A 19,003-nucleotide genomic window follows, 5' to 3' on the forward strand; every position below is an offset into this window, starting at 1 on the left:
ACTAGCCTCGCGTCAATTACGCAGAGACAACGTTGATTCGGCGACCCTTTTGGTCGAACATGACATTGCCATCGACCAGGGCGAACAAGGTGTAATCGTTTCCTTGTCCTACACCGCGTCCAGCACGCCATTTCGTGCCACACTGACGGATCAGGATGTTGCCTGCTCGCACAGCTTCGCCACCAAATTTCTTGACGCCACGACGCTGAGCATTCGAATCACGACCGTTGCGGCTTGAGCCTTGTCCTTTCTTGTGTGCCATTGTTCCAAGTGGGTGAAATGGGCGTTGATCTATAAATAGATGTGTTTTGTTTTTTTAGGGCCCAGGAGAATATCGCCGAAACGCCGGCGATTCAAGACGCATCCGGGGGGAAAGCACCAGTAATTCCCGGTCAAAATGGGCCGCCATTCGCTACAGACGCGGTCGCAGCCCCCTCTCGAGCATCGCTCTCCCCAAGTACGGGAACGGCGACGGGGCTCCTGAACCACTTTATCGCAGTGGATTACATCGTACAGAAACGCCAGAATTCTTTAATCGCAGGCTTTTGGCGGTGAAAACCTCCCGGCCCACACGGGACGAGTGCTTCGTTCCATATGAAAACACGGGTTCGAGTCATCAGCCGATGGGCATTAGCCCCGGTTACTGCACTGAAACCGTGGCTAACGCCATACGGCTAATCCAAAAATCGAGTTGAAACGAAGCACTAGGTCCGAATGTGGCCGTTGCCTTTGACGATGTATTTGTATGTTGTCAGCTCTCGCAGGCCACATGGACCGCGAGCGTGGAATTTGTCGGTTGAGATTCCGATTTCGGCTCCCAATCCGAATACGCCACCGTCGTTAAACCGGGTGCTTGCATTGACCATGACGGATGAACTGTCCACACCACCAGTAAAGATCTCAGCCGCGGACAGCGTGCCGGTCACGATCGCTTCGGTGTGATGCGAACTGTATTTGTTGATATGGCGAACGGCTTGCTGAATCGAATCGACGATTGCCACGCTAATGATCGGGCCTAGGTACTCGGCCCCCCAATCCTCTTCGGTCGCAGGGACGCTCTCAGGGATTAACTTTTGAGCCCGCTCGTCGGCGCGAATCTCGACCGAGTGCGCCCGCAGCTTCTCAACGATCTTCGGCAAAGCAGCCTCGGCGATCGATTCGTGCACCAACAGAGACTCGCATGCGTTGCAGACCCCCATCCGCTGACACTTTGCATTTTCTACGATCTTGGCAGCCATCTCGATATCGGCGGTCTCATCGACATAGACGTGACAGTTCCCGTCATAGTGCTTGATCACAGGCATCGTTGCCTCCGCGGCCACCCGTCGAATCAAACCTTCGCCACCGCGTGGGATCGCCACATCGATTAGCTCGCCAAGTGCCAGGAACTCGCCCACAGCAGCCCGATCGGTGGTCCCGACCAACTGCACCGAATGCTCAGGAAGCCCACACCGAGCAGCAACTTCGCACATCACCTGCACGATTTCCTTGCTGCTGTGGATCGCTTCCTTACCGCCACGAAGGATGACCGCGTTGCCGCTTTTAACGCAAATCGCTGCCGCGTCTGCGGTGACATTTGGACGGCTTTCGTAGATAAAGAAGACCACGCCCAGCGGCACACGTTTTTTGATAACCTGCAATCCACCTGGCCGAGTGAACCCATCCAGGACTTCGCCGACCGGATCAGGCAACATCGCGATTTCACGAAGTGCCGTGGCGATCGACTCGATTCGTCCGCGGTCCAAACGCAAGCGATCGATTGCAGCATCACTGAGGCCATAGTCTGGCGCGGCTTGCAAGTCATTTTCGTTCGCTTTGATAATCCGTTCCGCCGCCTCAACCAATGCATCGGCGGATTCGTTCAACCAGCGGTTTTTGACGGCGGTATCAAGAGTTGCCAGCTGGGCTGATGCCTCCTTGGCATTTTGTGCAGTCTCGGCGCAATAGGCAGCTAGATCAGTGGTCGTGGCTGCGGTGTTCATAGATCTCAGGGTGTTGTAACTACAAGAAGTAGGGAGTCATTGTCAGCGGAGCATTCCAACCGGGACCACAGATGAGCCTGGCGGATGTTGATTTTGCTCGGATGAAATACGACAGCGACACAATCCTTGTTACGGATCGGGGAACCCGCACAACGGAGGCAAGTCGCGGTAAACAGAACTATTCTCTCTGCCCAGCGGATTGTGGCAACACCTACAATCTGTCTTAACGAAGGTGTCGCGAGCGTTGACGGCCAACTTTGCCGCCGTTACGGTTGAGCCTTCTGCTGCCCACAGATCCCCTAGCGGCGTCTGCAGCCGAAATGCTTGGCGAACACTCGGGCAAAGAGACATCGAGGCTCCCGACAGCAACTATGCCAACCGAACGGCCAATTCCGAGTTGCGATTTTCAATCTCGGCCGATTACCAAACTGCTTTTCCACCAACACGGCGAGTCAATCGACCACCATGAAGTTTCTATTCCTCGGTGATATCGTCGGCAAACCGGGGATGAACGCGGTCCTGCAAAACGTACAACGCATCCGCGAGGAACGAGACCTGGACTATGTCATCGCCAACGCCGAAAACGCATCCGACGGCTCGGGCCTGATGCCCAAGCAATTCGAACTGCTGATCGACAACGGAATCGATGGCGTCACCCTTGGCGACCATATTTTTCGCCGCAAAGAAATCATTTCGTCGCTGCAGAAAAGCGATCGGATCGTCAAGCCGGCGAACTATCCCCACAGCGCGGCAGGTCGGCGATGGACGCTTATCAAACGTTCCGGGCGCCCGCCACTGGGATTGATATCGCTAATGGGACGTGTCTTTATGAAGCCGGTGGACTGCCCATTCGAAGCGGTCGACGACGTGCTGTCAGAACTGGAAGAACATACCGATCACATCCTGGTCGACGTCCACGCCGAAGCGACCAGCGACAAGCAGTGCCTAGCCAGATATCTGGATGGGCGAGTCACCGCGGTCCTGGGAACGCACACGCATGTTCCCACAGCCGATAGCTGCATCCTGCCTTCGTCGACCGCGTTTCAATGCGACGTCGGAATGTGCGGCCCCTACGAAAGCATCATCGGTCGTGACATCGAACGCGTATTACACACAACACGCACTGCAGAACCGTGTCACTTCCATGTCGCGACCGGCGACGTCCGGCTTTGCGGAGCCATCGTCGAATCTGACGATGAAGGACGAGCGATCTCAATCAACCGCTTTGAACAGCGAGTTGTTGTCAACTGAGTCGCAGATAAGTCACAGAGATCACGCTCGCCGTGAGAGAGTCCCGGGATCAATGAGGGACGAACGACACGCCGCTGCGATCGTCACGAACTGACGCAAGTACAGCCCATGATAAAGCGGCATTGTTTCACTTATCCCATGGCTTCAATGATCGCCAGGCGGCAGCGAACGCATGAGGCCGCAATTGGGTGGAGCCACCTAAAGGCTCACCGCACCGGATGCACCGAAGCACATCGAAAGAATGCGTTTCGCTTGATACGGCAGAGTCTTCGCTCTGCTCTCTGACTAGCATCGTGCACAAATGAGCGTTGCGCCAACCAGCCCAACCCAATCAGTTCTGCACACTGACATAGTTCACAACTTGCTTTCCACATGCGACCGGAAAGATCGCTTCTTGCGCAAGTTGCTTGTGATAAAAGCTTCGCACGCTACCGCGCAGTTGAAGTTCGTCACTTTGTTCGTCAACGCGCAATGTTCGCAACTCAGGTACTGAACTGCTGGCCAAAGCTTGTGACGCTGCCACTGCGATTTCTTTTGTGTCCGTAGTTTCCATCTTTTGCCCGAAGTCTTTTCGCTTAATAAAAGAGGCTGCCCCAATAACTCTTCACACAACAACTATTTCACACATCAACCAAACGGACCAATTGATTTCCGTAAATTCTGACGGTTGAAGATTCGTTGTTTCACGTTCGTCACATGTGACTGCAACAAAGCGTGTCTTTGTTCTAACCCAACAACCAAGTGTTGGCGCTGCAAACAATACCACATGCATCTATTTTCTTGAGTCTGATTCATTGATAGCAAAAAGATTCAAGAAAGTATTTCAGCAGTTCGAATCGATTTGCCTTGACCCCTGCTGCAGGGCTCACGTATTCTCCGGCCATCGCGGCAAGGGAATCAAACGATCCTTCGATCACTTGTTTTTCATGTCGTTGATCAAGCCAAATGACTGGCGGGATCCTGCACAGGCACCATGACAAACCATTGTTTTGGTCGCTGCGGACGCTTCGCGAATTATCATGAGATGGAGATCACAGATAGTCGCGTGAGGTCATTCAAGTTGGCTTTATTCAAGTGTTCGACCGGCGACCGCAAGGATGCAGGTTGTCCAGTCGAACCAACCAGCCACCGGCTCCCGGTCCGATAGCACGTAATCCTCCGCCCCCCTAGGATCTCGTACTGGACCGGGGGCTTTTTTTTATGCGCCGCACTATCACTAGCGCTTCGTTCGATATGAAAATACGGGTTCGGGTCATCAGCCGATGGGCGTTCGCCCCGGCTATTGCACTCAAACCGTGGCTAACGCCATACGGCTAATCATAAATTCGAGTTGGAACGAAGCACTAGCGGCACCTTCCAACGATCATCAATCTTGTCTTTCCCGGTTGAAGCATAAGCCACCATTGTGTGGACCATCGACCAAATGAAGGATCAGCCTCATGATCTGATGGAAACAAGACGGTTTATCCCTGCAGGGTCATAACAGATGACACCTTTTGTTCATGGACACACGACAGCCTTCACATTGGACCCGGCGAAACATCCGGTCATGCTGGAGTATCGCATTGACGGTTACCCATCACTGCCTTTGGCATTGGCAATCGAATTGATCGCACAAGTGGCTTTGAAGCAACACACGAGTGATCCGATGCATCGTGACCTGACACTCGCCGGTATCCGAATGCAGTCGCCATTGATGGCTTACGGCGATGACGCGTTTGCGATTGAAGTCGGAAATCATGCACATCACCGACAGACTTGGAATCTCTGTTGTGACTTGCGAAATCAAGATGGCGTGCTAATTGAACCGTCGAAACGATATGCAACGTGTACGTTCGAACCAACGCCGAACTCCCTTTCGCCATCAGACCCTAGTAACGACAGCGTTACAGATCGGCAGGCAATCGAAGCTATCGAGCAATCGCCCATCGAGCCGATTGACGAAAACGCCGTGATGTTCCTTGGGCACCTATTCCGAGGTTCAAAACTTGGGCAACTGACCTCCATCGGTTATGGCAGCGCCCCGTTTGCAGAACAGATCCCCACAGCGGCTGCACACTTCAACGTTCCCCTCGCGAACAGTGTCTGGGGCGAAGCGATCGGCGGCAAACCCGCAATCACCCCTACAGCAACGATCGACTTGATGCTCGATGCAGTTCAGCGACTGGCAGACCGGCGCACCGGCGAGGAATGCATTATCTGCGGCATCGATGAACTCCAGATTCACCGCCACCCAAATGAAGGCGAGTCGCTGACGACGCTTGCGAAGTGGATCGCGCCAAACCTTGATGAAATCGGAGGCACCGCGGCGGCCAACGTCTATGGCGAGGCTGGCGATCTTGTGGTCCGAATGATCGGCATCCAAATCGAACAGCATCTCGGCACTCGATCCATTTTCATCTAATCACAAAACGCAAAAAAAGCCGCTGCGAGACTTTTCCCACAACGGCTTTTTTTCGAATCTAAGTTGGCAAAATACGTTGGCCTTGCCTTAGGCAGCCCGACGTAGCGGCGTATCCGCTTCGAACCGCTGCAGTCGTGCGCGACGCGCCACATCATCAGCAGTTGAGACGCATGCCGGGTCGATTGATCGACGAATCGCCGCGAGGTTGTCGCGGTACTTCCGCATCCCAAGAGTTTCCCCGAAAGAACTCTCGCCGAGAAAGACGTCTTTCAAGCTGGCCCCGAACGAAGGCACCCGTGCCGCGGAGAATAGGTGCGCGGCAATCGAAGCCAATGTTTGACCACGGGCAAAGTCGGACACATCTTCGGAGACAAAGGCGTTCTCCATTTGCAAACTGAACCCTTTGGCCGCCTGAATTTTCCAGCCCGAACGACGCACCAGTCCGCTAAACGCGTAAGCTACGGCGATTGGGTCATTCAATGCGGGGGCGACAGCATCAAGCAATTCACCAAGAAGCTGTCTTCTCAGCACCACACCGCCAAGAAAAAATCCATCGACGGGGCCGGCTTGTGTATCCACCGGCTGGCAAAGTCGACTCTTGGTGTCTTCCCACCCCGCAGCACAAACCGGTGTACGTTCTTGGCAGGGAACGATAGCACCGATCGAATCGTCTTCAAAGCGATCCATCGCCGCATGCAGCCAACCGGCCTGAACTTTCATCCCGCTCGTCACGAGATGTACCAGCGGAGCGGTCGTTGAATCGAACGCATCACGAACCAAATCAACCAAGCTGTTTGAGCGGGCTGTCACAATGGCCAACTCGCTCGCCAAATCAAAGGGGTCTTCATAAGTGCCGTTGTGCACGGCGATCACTTCACAGTCCTCGTCGGCGTTTTCCAACACACTTAACAAGGTGTCCTCGAACAGCTGAGCTTCTCGTTCGAGCGGCACCACTATAGAAACGCGGTCATTCCGCAAAGGGTTTGACACTGGAGATCTCCAGTCAAGCGAAAGAAACATCGTCGCCTATCTATATGCGATCGAAAGTTTGCATCGGAATGTGCACCGCTATTTTTCACTCACCCTGGGGTGGAATCACCTGTGTGATAACCGTCGCGGGCATCTTCAGAGGAATTATCGCTAGACCTTCCCAGTTGCTAGCATTCAAAATGCGTTCACTTGGACTAAGGGAAGTCCGCCATGGGGATGGGGTGCTGGAACAACCAGCCAGAATTCGGTAGTCGTCGCGAGACCTTTTCAGGCAAGCAGTGATGCGACGACGCTGGTTTTAAAATCAGTCCGCAATGCATCCTTGTCCGACTGATTTGAAACGAATACGCGTATGTCGTCATGGTCAAATTGAGTCAGATCGACGTCACCGGAAAACCGCCACTCGTATTCTGAAGTCCAATCGTAGGTCTTACCTTGGGCTTGAAAGCGAAAGAGCTGTTCGCCAGGAAGGTCGTCGCGAACCGAAGCGCCGCCATAGATCACCGGTTTGCATCCCAAATCGACCGCGGCCGACTTGCGAATCGCAATCCCATAGGGTTCGTAGTCCCAGCGATGCAAGTGAGGTCGATAACATCGCTGCGACAGCAACCCGGCCAATGGACAAGCTGAAAAGCAAACGACGGGGAAAGCCTGATGACTGGTGAGCGCCGATCCAACGAGTCGCTGCATTTTAAGAATGCGCTGCAGCGTCCCTAGACAACTTCCCCGGTAGTGGTTCGTTTGATGCGAATCATTTAAGAGCATCCAGTCCTGGTATTGGCTGACCGATTCACCGGGCCATGGCCCCACGCAAGATCGTGTGCAGTGCACAAGCCATTGCCCATCATCTTCAGTACACCACCTCAATTCGCGTTCAGCGGTTTTGTCGGATGCCAAATCGCATGCTTCCGATCCCAGAACCTCTGCTTTTGCGAATGCATCAGACTCGTTGCTGCTTTCTGATACAACACGGCCAGACTGATTGGCAGGTGGACAGTACCAACCGACCGCGCCAAGCTCCAACAATTGCTCGTAGGAGCGTCTCGATTGCGGATGAACAGCCAATGGCGACGCGATACGAACGGTTGCGTCCTGGTTTTCAATTAGCCGTTGCCGCAACACTGATTCGATCGTCCCACCGGCTCGTACAAAAACACAGTCCACTCGATCGGCCATATTGATCAGCACTTGATCACGACCGAGCTGTTTATCGCAACTCACATGGATCCATGGGCTCGGTCTGCCCAACCGATCACGATGATTGATGGAACCATTCAGACTGACTTTCACAAACGGAACACGAAAGGTTTCGGCTGCCCGAATCGCCCATGTTTCGATTGCAGACCCTTCGGCGACTAACAACACCTGTTCTGTGATTCGTGCATGCAGCATCGCGAGTGTCAGATAGCGACAAACATGCTGGTGCAGCGGCAGTGATCGCCCCAGATGGCTGCTCACGACTGCTATAGTGGATGCCTGATCGAGCAAACGCTGTGCGGATTCGCTAGCGCGGACTTCGAAGTCGATCTCCGCCGCTTGGGAATCAGAATTCTGCAGACGAGTTTGCGGATCGAGCTTCGGCATCGCAGAATCCCTCGCATTCGTGTCAAACGCGTGCGTCTAGAAACCTATGCCTAGGTACACGGCCAGTCGACTTGAGACATGGACAGAACACCACAACGTCCAACCTAGCAACTAAGCTATCGGGTTCAAGTGCTGAACGGCCTTACCAACAAAACGCAGCCGATTGCGTTGAACAACAAACCAGTCCCACCTCCTGTCCGCTTGATGCTATCAATGAACAACTCCTTGCTTCACTTCACAGCACTGATCGCGTTGGGCATTTCCCTGACCGTCGGCCATTCAAGATGCGATGCGGACGAGCGTCCCAATGTGGTCTTGTTCATCGCGGACGATGTCAGCTGGAATGATTTCGGGTGCTACGGAAACAGCGCCGCTCGCACACCGAATATTGACCGCTTGGCATCTGAAGGTATCCGATTTAACAACGCTTACCTTACAGCCAGCAGTTGCAGTCCGTCACGAAGCAGCATCGTCACCGGACGGTATCCGCACAACAACGGAAAAGGTGCGGAGCTACATCAACCGATTTCGGTCCACCTTCCTTGGTTTCCCGAAGTGCTTCGTGAGAGCGGCTATTACACCGCGCTGTCCGGAAAGCACCACATGACAACAACGAAGCCTGGCCCCGGCGAATCACCGCGGCCCAAACCGTTTGATCATGTCGACGCGGGAAGAGTTCCTGGTGATTCATCCGGCTCGGCCAACTGGCTTAAAGTTTTGAAAGACCGCCCAAAAGATCAGCCATTCTTCTTTTGGTTTGCCTCTTATGATGCGCATCGAGGCTGGGATGGCGACAAGCAATGGGATCCCTCGAAGTACGGCCCGATGCATCGTGCCGAAGATGTGATCGTGCCGCCGTTTCTGTCCGATGATCCCGAGACTCGGTCCGATCTGGCGTCTTATTACAATGAAGTCACTCGATTTGATTATCGAATTGGTGTCGTTGTTGATGAACTTCGTCGCGAAGGGATCTTTGACAACACCCTGATCTTCGTACTCGCCGACAACGGTCGTCCGTTTCCTCGTGCAAAAACTCGGCTTCATGATTCGGGAATGAAAACCGCGTTCGTCACGTCTTGGCCTAAAGGATTCGCCTACGGCAGCGATTCCAATTCGCTGGTAAGTGTCATCGATATCGCGCCGACCGTTTTGACGGCGGCCGGTTGTGAAATTCCTGAAACGATGCAAGGTGTTGCGATGCAGCCCCTTTTCAAGTCATCAGACGCATCGATTCGCAAGTATGCGTTCTCCGAACATAACTGGCACGACTACGAAGCTTTTGGACGCAGCGTCCGCGATGGTGAATACCTGTATTTGATCAACGAACGTGTCGACCTTCCTTGGCAAGGTCCGGCCGATTCGGTGCGCAGCCCGTCACACCAACAGCTTCGCAAACTTCGTGACGAAGGCAAACTTTCAAAATCGCAAGCGGACGTTTTCTTGTCACCCCGTCCCTCGGCTGCGCTGTTCAAGACGGCCGACGATCCTCATCACCTGGAAAACATCCAAGGGGATCCTGCATACGCGGAAGTGGAAGCACGCCTCGCAGGGGTGCTAAGCCAGTGGATGGACGAAACCGGAGATAGCGTTCCGGAAAAAATCTCCCCAGATACGTTCGACCGCGAAACGGGTGATCGGCTAGGAAAAAAACAGGTCGATACCGAAGGAGCCATCACGCCAGGTGAAGACCGTAGTGCGGACCATGTGCTTTCGCCGGGCCCCCGCTAGTCCGTCCCGGCCGATACATCCTTGAAAAGACGAACGCGGCAAATCAGCTTCTTACCTGCCGGTTCACGCCACCCGTGTTCGTCTATTCGGCATGTGAATTTAGCGGATACGTTTTTGCTGGGGCTGGCTGAAGTTGGTCTGTTGCGACAACAGCGCCCCCGCGGTTCGATTTTCGAACCCTTCTCATTCGGCGCGACAATCGCTACACAAACCGGTTAGTGACGCGAGTGCGGCCAATAGCAGGGGCTTTATTGCGACCAATCCAAAACCGTGCCACAATCCGCACGCGGTAAACCATGTCCTGATGATCACATCGTCCTGGTGAGCCATTGACGACCAGCCTTGGTTGCCCCCCCTGACGCCCCCTCCGGCAGAAACTGCATCGACAGCCAGCCAATCTCGGTTGCACGCTATCGAATCACAATTGGCAAACGACGACGCCAGCTGAATGCGATCTGCCTTCCCGATATCCATATAGAAAGCCTGCCCGGATGATAGGAATCCTAATTCCTCTAGTTCTGATCTTCTTCGCCTGTCTGATCATTTGGCGTGCCTGTGATGGCTTCGAAATCGCTTCGGAATACATCGGCCGCAATCTATCCGAAGGTGTTCGCGGTGGAACGATCAACGCGATTTCCAGCTCGATCCCCGAACTATTCACAACGCTGATCGCCTTGTTTGTACTTGCAGACCAAGACGGATTTGCTGTGGGAATCGGGACGACTGCGGGCAGCGCCCTGTTCAACGGAATGATCATACCGGCGACATGTATCCTGGCAGTCATCGGAACAGTCCTGGCCGGCGTGAAGGTCACCTCGGTCAACGTTTCGCGAAAAGTCATCCTTCGCGACGGGCTATCGCTAATCGTTTGTGAATTCGTTTTGATCTTGTTGATCAATGGGGAGAAACTTCATTGGTGGCAAGGGCTGATCATGATGGGGATGTACGCCGCTTATCTGATCTACATGATCAAGTCAATGAAATCGGCATCGGCGAATGAAGAGCCCAGCGATGATCACAGCGATGCCGCTTCATCTTCAGAAGACGATGAACCACAGTCGGGACCGGTCGGTCAACTGTTTTACTGGCTATCGGGTGGCCCGCTGCTGGACCTCGAAGGCATGTTCGTCAAAGAAAAGCAACAGAAAGCAATCCGTGAGGAGACCTGGAACGGTTGGCCGTTGCTTTTAACAGCGACCGCGATCATCGGCGTCGCTTGCTGGTTCCTGGTCAAAGCTTGTGAATGGCTGGGTACCGGTAACGAAGCCCATCCATCGTACACCTTTGCCGGAATGGAGTTGGTCGGAATTGGGATGCCGGCGATGTTCGTCGCAGTGATCTTTGCATCGATGGCGACCAGTGTTCCCGATACCGTGATGTCGGTTCGCGATGCACTTGATGGTGACTACGACGACGCGGTCGCGAACGCATTGGGCAGCAACATCTTCGACATCTGTTTCGCGTTGGGCTTTCCGCTGTTCTTGTTCACGATTTACCACGGGCCGATCGAGATGTCGCCTGAGGTCGCCGAACAAAGTGGCGAACTGCGATTGCTCCTATTGTTGCTGACGATCGTTGGTTTCTTTGTCTACTTTCTAGGGAAGAAACAACGAAGCAGTTCCGGTATCGAGTATGTCGAAATGCGACGGGGCAAAGCGTTCGTTCTATTGGCGATCTATATCGTATTCGTCCTCTACATCATCGGGCTGTCCATCGGATCGCCGACCGCCGAATCGGTCTCACTGTGGCTACAGAAGATCTTGGTAAAGTTGCCCGCGATCGGATAGGCATTTAGAACGGAAATCGCTCGTCGACATCACTCTCGGCAAGCTCGACTAAGAACCCGGAAAGCCGCTTGACAAGAACCTCCATCAGCCGCTCACCCTTTTCGGCAGTTGCCGGATGCGGGTTTCCTGAACCTGTGTTTGTGGTTAGCAAATGCCATGGCCTGGTGATCGAAACCCAGCCCTCGTTGACAGCTTCAAACCGAGTCGGCTTCACAGCGCCATCGTCAGCAGTGATATCTCCCTGGTCATCTAGATCGACAAACTCTGGAAAGAACGCCAAGCCTAGCGCCGTCTCCATCTCACCGGCGTGATCTCCGGGCTCGGTGAAGATTTCTTTTTGGATATCGGCGGAGATGCTTCGAAACCAATCACACAAAAACATTTTGCAAGGCGTCTGATTAACCAGTTCACGCAGCATTGGTTTGAATTCGTTGCCACCGTGGCTATTTAAGATCAAGAGTTTCTTGACACCACTGCCGACAAGCGACTGCAGCAAGTCACGAATGATCGTCATCAGTGTCGAGGGGTGCAGATTCATCGACAGAGGAAACTCGGCTTGGTTCGTTTCCGTCCCATAGGGGATCGGCGGCAACATGACGACGCGAGCCCCCCGTTCCCATGCCACTTCACATGCGCGACTGGCAATTTCCGTCGCTTGAAAGGTGTCAGTGCCGTAGGGCAGATGCAAGTTATGCGGTTCGGTCGCACCAGTCGGTAACACGGCGACTTCGTAAGCGCAGTCTTTAACAAAGCCGTAGTTCGTTTCAGCTAAGATCCATGGTCGCATTGAATTCATCCTTCGTTGAAAGTCACCGAATTAGACCCAATGCGGAACCGCTTCGCAGCAATGCGGACATAAAAAAAACCGCGCGCCGATCAACTCGACACACGGTTCTTAGTTCGCAAACAGTAACGCTTGGGTTACTTGCTTTCACCAGCGGGTGCTGGTGCAGGTGCGGGAGCAGCTTGTTGAGTCAAGCCTGGACGCACTCGTTTGTTGATATCGGTTTCCAAAACGCCGAAGACTGCTTCGTGACGAGCGATCGACATTTGCAGAGCAGCCAACAGACGCTTTGCGGTGTAGAAGTTAACGATGATACGTTGCTTCACTTCGATCGGCTCCTTAGGTACACCGATCGGTTGTGGGTTCAAACCGAAGTCAACGATCAGCTCTTCAGGCGATCCGGTGACGCGGCAGAAGTTAGCGTAAGTAGCCAGTGCGTTGTCGTCGTTGACTTGAACCTGAACGGGTTGTTGCGATTGTGCTTGCTCAGCTGGAGGTGCAGCAGCTTCAGGTTTCTTTGCTTCATCAGCCATCGATGAAAATTCTCCACAAAGGGGTTAGGGTCGCGACCGTGATCCAACGACTTGGGGCAGATCGCACAAAACAGGGAAAGATCGTTTTGCGAGCAGAATCCCTCATCAATGACCACTCGAGGCGATGTTGTAAGACTTCGCATCCTACCGCCACCAGGTGATCCGGGAAACCGCCGCTGTGTAATTCAGTGAACGTCAGCAGTTAAATAGATTGAAGATGTGATAACTAGGAAAAACACGCTGTTTAACAAGGGAAACTGATGACATTGGCGACGCGATTTGCGCCACCGGTTTAAAACTCAAAATTGAACGTTTTAGCAATCACGCGCCAAAGCCTTTGACCGAGCGACTTGTCTTCGACGTGAACTTTGGCACTACCGCGATATCCGGGTCGGAACGGCAAATCGCTATCGGAATTGATTTCCAGAGGCACACGAGCTTGATAGGTCACACTTCGCGGTTTGACCTGTCCGGTCGCGGGATCGATTTCGGTTTGCAAGTCACTTCCGGTCTGGCTAGACATCGATGTCGACGTATTGCGAAGCGGTTCTCTTGCCATTTCTTCGACGGTTCCGGAAAAGGTTTCCAGTCGCCTGGAATCCAACTTCATATCAACCGCTTGCCCCACGCTGACCAATTGCACGTCGCCTTGGTCGATCGCCAAAATCGCTTCGAAATCGTCTGGGTTGCCGATCTCGCAAAGCAAGTCTTCGGCGCTGACTGTTGCACCACGGTTGCGAGAATCCAATGGCGACCCATACCAGGTTGGTAACTGTCCCGACTCGGCACCTTGAAGCGGCTTCTTCGGTGGAGGAATCACGATTCCTTCAATCGGAGCGACCACGGTCAATCGGTCTAGTTCGACTTGTGTCTTGCGTTTTAGTTCCCGAACCGCCTGCAACATTTTTTCTTGGGTTTCGATCAGCGCGGCCAGTGATCGGTCACTGATTCGTCGTTGATTCAGCTTTTCCAAAGTCGTTTCGGCAACCGCTTCTTCGATTTGCAAATCCTGCATCCGCATTTCCAGATCAGGATTCTTAAGCACAGCGATCGTCTGGCCGGCTTCGACATATTGACCGGGTTCAACCGTGGACACGATTTGACCGCTGCTGCCGGCATAGACTCGTCCGGCTTCGCTAGGACGGACTTCGAACGCGGCATCAACGTGGTGTGGCAACGGGATATAACAGACCGCCGCGACAGCCACCGACACAATGGCCAGCGAAACCATCACATTGAATCGTTTCACTTTTGAGAGTCTCCCGGGAGTACGACAAAATTTCCAAGTTTGGATGACAGGCTGTGCGACCAATCCAAAGAAACCGACAACCGCGACGGCCCGTCCGATGACTTCCAGGCCATAGGGCTCGAGCACCTTGATGACAAACCAACAAATCGAGAACACCACGACCCAACGATAGATCACGCTGGCGATGGTAAACATCGCGAACCAGAATTTCCCGCGTGTGGGCAAGAACGGATCGTCTTGTAATTCCAGCCCCAAACAAGTTTTCTGAAACCAACGCTTCAGAACTTCGGTGCTCTTTTGACGGAGGTTGGGAATCTCCAACATGTCCATCAAGATGTAGTAGCCGTCAAACCGCAGCAACGGGTTCCCGTTGACCAATACGGTACTGACCACATTCAAGAACATCATGTTCAAACAAAGGTCGTTGACCGTCGTTCCTGATTCGGTAAAGAACCAAACGAATGCGGCCAGCGACGCCAAGATCATCTCGACATAGATCCCGCCGGCGCCGATCCAAACCCGTTTCCATTTATTCGGCAACATCCACGAGTCTGACACATTGCAGTACAGACACGGCGTAAAGACCAGCAGCATAAAGCCGATCTCGTGACATTCACCGCCAAACTTTTTACAGCTCAGTCCGTGCCCAAACTCGTGCAGAACCTTCACGATCGCCATCGTCGCGGCCAAGATGATCCATCGATCGGCAGCGAAGAATTGCTGGAACGTCGGAAGCCGCGAGTAAACCGTCTCGTACTGAGTCGCCAAGAGCAGCGACGCGGCGCCCAATAACCCGATAAAGAAGAACAACGCGGGAACGGTAAAGATCCAGCCGAACCACGGCAGGATTGTGTTGAGAATCTTTTCCGGATCGAATCCACGAAAGCGAAGCGCGAACACGTTGGCTAACTTGCCCAACGTCTCTTTATTCTTTTTCTTTCGACCGCGGTGACGAAGCGCCTTGCCTTGGCCTGGCGAATTGCTGATCACCAAACCACTACGGTGCAGCATCCCGATGAATTGCTGTAAGTCACCAAAGGTGATTTTCTGTGGCGCGAATCGCTGCTCAAAACCGTCTTTGATCTGCTGCAGGCTGACGTGCCCATCAAGCATGTTCAGGATGAAGTACTCTTCGTCGTGGAAACGAAAGTACTGCAGACCGACCGGCTCCTTTAAAACCCAATAGCCCGTTCCCTGATAGCGATGCCGACTGGACGCTAAATCCGGTCGTTTGCGCACCGTCAGCGGACGTGACGAACTGCTAACGAGTGATTCGGCAAGTGTGGCCATGAAGGAATGTCAGTGGGAAACGATTTGCAATGACCGCCAAAGGCGATTCGATGTCCGAAGTGGTTTACGTCCGCCGAGATGTCAGACAAACCGCAGGCGACGAAGGACGGTGTTGGAGACGAGGTTAAATAAGCTGATGTGTAGTGACCAAGCCGGTTGACTACGGATTGACGTACATGACCGCTTCCATGCCCGGCTTGATCAACCAGTCGTCGCCAACTTTGCGATTTTTAATCTTGGCCCAAACACGATGGGCTTGCTTGAGGTCCAACTCGGTACTGATGTAGTCCAGTGTCGCGTCGAACTCTTCGAACACAGGTTCGTCAGCTGTTCCGCCGACAACGATCCGGATCTTTGCGGATTGGCCACGACGCAATTTGCGGCCATAGCTGAGTGCATCGACTGCCCCTTCGACTCGCAGTTCGTCCATCTGAACCAGTTCGACGATCGGGCTGCCACGTTGCACCCATTCACCCAATTGTGCGAATCGGTTTTCGACGAATGCGTCAAAGTCAGCGCGGACGGTCCGCATTTCGATCTCGTATTTCGCCAAACTCGTTTCGGCTTGTTTGACCATGTACTCTGCCATCGCAGACTTTTCGTTCAGCTCGGCAAGCTCGATCCGTAGCTGAGCGCGGTCAGCTTCGGCTTGCTTCTTTCGCATTTCCCAAAAGGGCGCGGCGCTTTGGTCGAACAATTCTTCGTATGCTTTGGCTTCCGCTCGCGCGATCTTTTCGGTCGCAACAGCATCACGATAGTTGATGTGGTCTTGCGCTTTGATCTTCGCCACAACCTCTTCGCGAAGCTTCAGTTCCATCGTCAATTCAGCCTGGCGATTATCGACCAACGCGATCACGTCGCCTTTCTTGACCAGCTGGCCTTCTTCGACCATCAAGTCCGTCAGAGGTCCATCCGCTTTGGCCGGCACTTTGGTTTTGTAGTTGAACTGAACGATGCAACCGCCGATCCGAATTCCGTTCTCGTACTGCGAAGAACCTTGGCTGGGCGACAACTGCGACGGAAGTTCGTACTGATTTTGGGCAGACGCCTGATTTTGCACAGACGTCAGCGATGCGATCGCGACGAACCCAAACAAGCAGCCGAAAACGATGCCGCGGATAGAGTTGCGTGGTTGAAGCATTGTTCTGGTCAAAGCGTGAGATGTGGTTGGTTTGGGGGATGCCTGACGAAGGCCTAGAAAAAGAACTTGCACAGCCATTCCCAGATCTCGTGAAAGAAAACGAAGCCGCTCGCTCGCCGACCGCAATGGATCTTGGCAAGGACACTCGAACCCGGAGGCGGCGCCATCTGTTTCAGAGGTGCGGCGTCTGGAATCGCTTCCATTTCAATGATCGCGCCGTGTTCTTCATGTGCTTCTGCCCGAGGCGAGATGTTTCCGATCGGCAACGATGCTTCTAGCGGATCCATCGTCGGATCGAGCTGCATGATGTAGGTCACTTTCAGCTCGTCGCTGATCTTGTTGTCGCGGATGAATTGGTCCAGGTGACCTTCGCGTTTTTCGGGCAGTGCGATTTTCAGCTCGTATGGCTGATCCAAATCGGCAACTTCCAAAAGAACCTGTCCGGTCATGATCGGTCGACTGCGTAGGGTGTTTTCCACGTCAAAGGTCGTGACCACCCCGTCGATCGGTGAGCGAACCTGCAGCTCCTCTTTTCGCTTCATCTGCAGGTCTCGCTTCTTACCAAGCGATTCAAGCTTGGTACGAAGCTCGCCTTCTTGTCCCTGAAGTGCCAGTAGATCGGCACGATCCATTTCACGCCGGCTGATTCGCTGCTGTCCGATAACCTTGGCAAGTTCAGCACTGGTGGTACTGATTTGTCCCTGCAGGTCTTCGAGTTGAATGTCGATTTCCGGATTGCGAAGTTCGACCAGCAACTGGCCTTTCTGCACGAGATCATTTCGCTTCACCAGAACGTCGACGACTTCGCCATCAACACTGGCAAAGATTTGACGTCGAACGGTGGGCTCCAACGTGCCTTCGGCTGACAGGTTGAAGTCTTTTTGGATGAACGTCAGACCCAAAGCCAGAAGACAAATCAAACCGATGATGCCCAGTGTCTTTGGCAATGTGCGTGCACGCAAAATCCACGAGGCACGCCCTAGTGCTCGCCAAACCGGCATCATGAACAGATTGCTGTGCGACTGTGAGTTCGCGATCGCTCGTGTGCCGTGTTCGTAGACCAAGTCACATCGCTGGCGAAAGATTTCACGAGGGATGTCGGTTTCGATCTGTTCGACGATCAGAGCGCCGATGACTTCACCGCGGTGAGCGTTGTCACGGTCGATCTCACCAGCGGCACCTGTTTCTTCTTCGGCGCCGAGCTTTCGCATCGGTTCACGAAGCGGCAGGACCGCGATGTTTCGGCCGTAGGATTGATCAACATAATCTTCCAATGCCTCTTCGATTTGTGGAGGCAAATCTTCGGTCGCCCCGTCGTGATACAGAGGCTCACCGGCAGCGCAGACCCGAGTCGCCAAATTGTTCAGCGCCGCGACGATGTTTGAGCGGTTTTCGATCGTGTCCTGACCACTGATTGCTTCAACCTTGCAATTGCGGCCTTTCTTGATGGCGACGCTAACGCGGTCGCAACCGATCAGCCGGCGACCTTCATTGGCGATGACATAGGCTGTTTCTTTTAGATCAAGCGATTCATGAGCAGCACGTGCAAACGAGTCCGCCTGCTGCCACAACGTCTGGCGATCACCGAGCGAACGCAGTTTCTGGCTGCGAAGCCATTCTGCCGCCAACGAACACATCTGTTCGAGGAATCGCAGATAGCCCCGCTGTGTCTCGGGCGCCGTGTCCGGACGCTGGAAAACTTCGATCAAGCCATCTTTGTGGCCATCATGAGCCAGTGCACCAAGCACTAACAAGTATCGCGTGGGGTTGCCTTGGGCATCGCCATCCGTCGTACCGCTGTACGGTGGCACCAACAGAGATTGGCCAGCATTGGCAACCCGATTGATCAACCTGGAGTGCCGTACCGAGTCTTCGGTATCGTCAGCCAGAATCGCTGGCTCGGCATTGATTTGATATTGCAGCTTGAGTTGCTTGTCGTCGTCGAGCAACCAAATCGCACCACCGGCAGCTGCCAACGCTGTAATGATTCGGCTCAAGAGCTCGGGATAGAACTCGTCCGCAGTCGCGCCGCTCTTGGCGAGGGCGGCAATTTCGTTGACCAGCCCGCGAATCTGCGCCTTGGTCTCTTCAACCGTTTGCTGATTGACCGACATCGATTTGACGTAGAACTCCGAGGAAAATGAATCTGGGACGAGGCGTACAAGACTACGTCCGGAATTAGGCGGTCGGGCGACAGTAGTAAATTCGGCCTAAGGAATCCATGTTGACCTTAAACGGCGGGTCGGATTGTCCGCCCGCCCCCACAACGTGTACCGGTTT

The 19,003-nt window shown here is 53.7% G+C and carries 14 protein-coding genes; 4 read left to right on the forward strand and 10 right to left on the reverse strand.

Annotation, left to right across the window (positions count from 1 at the left end; genetic code table 11):
* Positions 1-16: 16 nt before the first annotated feature.
* Both rpmA and LOC67_RS26680 read right to left on the reverse strand, forming a co-directional pair.
* Positions 17-262, reverse strand: coding sequence for a 50S ribosomal protein L27 (gene rpmA / locus LOC67_RS26675; RefSeq protein WP_230265903.1), 246 nt, complete (start codon positions 260-262; stop codon positions 17-19).
* Between the two features lie 442 nt (positions 263-704).
* Positions 705-1,982 (reverse strand): glutamate-5-semialdehyde dehydrogenase, encoded by a 1,278-nt coding sequence (locus LOC67_RS26680; protein WP_230265904.1) that lies wholly within the window; start codon positions 1,980-1,982, stop codon positions 705-707.
* Between the two features lie 465 nt (positions 1,983-2,447).
* Here LOC67_RS26680 and LOC67_RS26685 point away from each other — a divergent pair, with 465 nt between their 5' ends.
* A complete protein-coding gene (locus tag LOC67_RS26685; RefSeq protein ID WP_230265905.1) occupies positions 2,448-3,233 on the forward strand; it encodes a YmdB family metallophosphoesterase in 786 nt (261 codons plus the stop codon).
* A gap of 331 nt (positions 3,234-3,564) precedes the next feature.
* On the opposite strand, the gene LOC67_RS26690 is transcribed toward LOC67_RS26685, so the two are convergent.
* Complete coding sequence (locus LOC67_RS26690) at positions 3,565-3,786, reverse strand: BON domain-containing protein (RefSeq protein WP_230265906.1); 222 nt, start codon at positions 3,784-3,786, stop codon at positions 3,565-3,567.
* Between the two features lie 933 nt (positions 3,787-4,719).
* Here LOC67_RS26690 and LOC67_RS26695 point away from each other — a divergent pair.
* Positions 4,720-5,637, forward strand: a complete 918-nt coding sequence (locus tag LOC67_RS26695) for a hypothetical protein (RefSeq protein WP_230265907.1) — start codon at positions 4,720-4,722, stop codon at positions 5,635-5,637.
* 87 nt (positions 5,638-5,724) lie between these two features.
* On the opposite strand, the gene LOC67_RS26700 is transcribed toward LOC67_RS26695, so the two are convergent.
* Both LOC67_RS26700 and LOC67_RS26705 read right to left on the reverse strand, forming a co-directional pair.
* Positions 5,725-6,627: a hypothetical protein gene (locus tag LOC67_RS26700; RefSeq protein WP_230265908.1), complete on the reverse strand. Its 903-nt coding sequence runs from the start codon at positions 6,625-6,627 to the stop codon at positions 5,725-5,727.
* A gap of 267 nt (positions 6,628-6,894) precedes the next feature.
* Positions 6,895-8,211, reverse strand: coding sequence for a hypothetical protein (locus LOC67_RS26705; protein WP_230265909.1), 1,317 nt, complete (start codon positions 8,209-8,211; stop codon positions 6,895-6,897).
* A 213-nt stretch (positions 8,212-8,424) separates the two neighbouring features.
* Between LOC67_RS26705 and LOC67_RS26710 the strand changes: the two genes are divergently transcribed.
* Positions 8,425-9,939 carry a sulfatase gene (locus tag LOC67_RS26710; RefSeq protein WP_230265910.1) on the forward strand — a complete coding sequence of 505 codons (1,515 nt, stop codon included), beginning with the start codon at positions 8,425-8,427 and terminating at the stop codon, positions 9,937-9,939.
* Positions 9,940-10,433: 494 nt separating this feature from the next.
* Positions 10,434-11,726, forward strand: coding sequence for a sodium:calcium antiporter (locus LOC67_RS26715; RefSeq protein WP_230265955.1), 1,293 nt, complete (start codon positions 10,434-10,436; stop codon positions 11,724-11,726).
* Positions 11,727-11,730: 4 nt separating this feature from the next.
* Here LOC67_RS26715 and LOC67_RS26720 read toward each other — a convergent pair whose 3' ends face one another.
* The 5 genes from LOC67_RS26720 to LOC67_RS26740 all read right to left on the reverse strand — a co-directional run bounded on the left by LOC67_RS26720 (position 11,731) and on the right by LOC67_RS26740 (position 18,837).
* Positions 11,731-12,513 (reverse strand): creatininase family protein, encoded by a 783-nt coding sequence (locus LOC67_RS26720; RefSeq protein ID WP_230265911.1) that lies wholly within the window; start codon positions 12,511-12,513, stop codon positions 11,731-11,733.
* A 134-nt stretch (positions 12,514-12,647) separates the two neighbouring features.
* Entirely contained in the window at positions 12,648-13,043 is a 396-nt protein-coding gene (locus LOC67_RS26725) for a DUF3467 domain-containing protein (RefSeq protein WP_230265912.1), read from the reverse strand.
* A gap of 292 nt (positions 13,044-13,335) precedes the next feature.
* Entirely contained in the window at positions 13,336-15,582 is a 2,247-nt protein-coding gene (locus tag LOC67_RS26730; protein ID WP_230265913.1) for an HlyD family efflux transporter periplasmic adaptor subunit, read from the reverse strand.
* 160 nt (positions 15,583-15,742) lie between these two features.
* Positions 15,743-16,723: an efflux RND transporter periplasmic adaptor subunit gene (locus LOC67_RS26735; protein WP_230265914.1), complete on the reverse strand. Its 981-nt coding sequence runs from the start codon at positions 16,721-16,723 to the stop codon at positions 15,743-15,745.
* Between the two features lie 53 nt (positions 16,724-16,776).
* Entirely contained in the window at positions 16,777-18,837 is a 2,061-nt protein-coding gene (locus LOC67_RS26740; RefSeq protein WP_230265915.1) for an efflux RND transporter periplasmic adaptor subunit, read from the reverse strand.
* Positions 18,838-19,003: the final 166 nt, after the last annotated feature.

The sequence above is a fragment of the Stieleria sp. JC731 genome (genome assembly GCF_020966635.1).
Taxonomy (GTDB): Bacteria; Planctomycetota; Planctomycetia; order Pirellulales; family Pirellulaceae; genus Stieleria.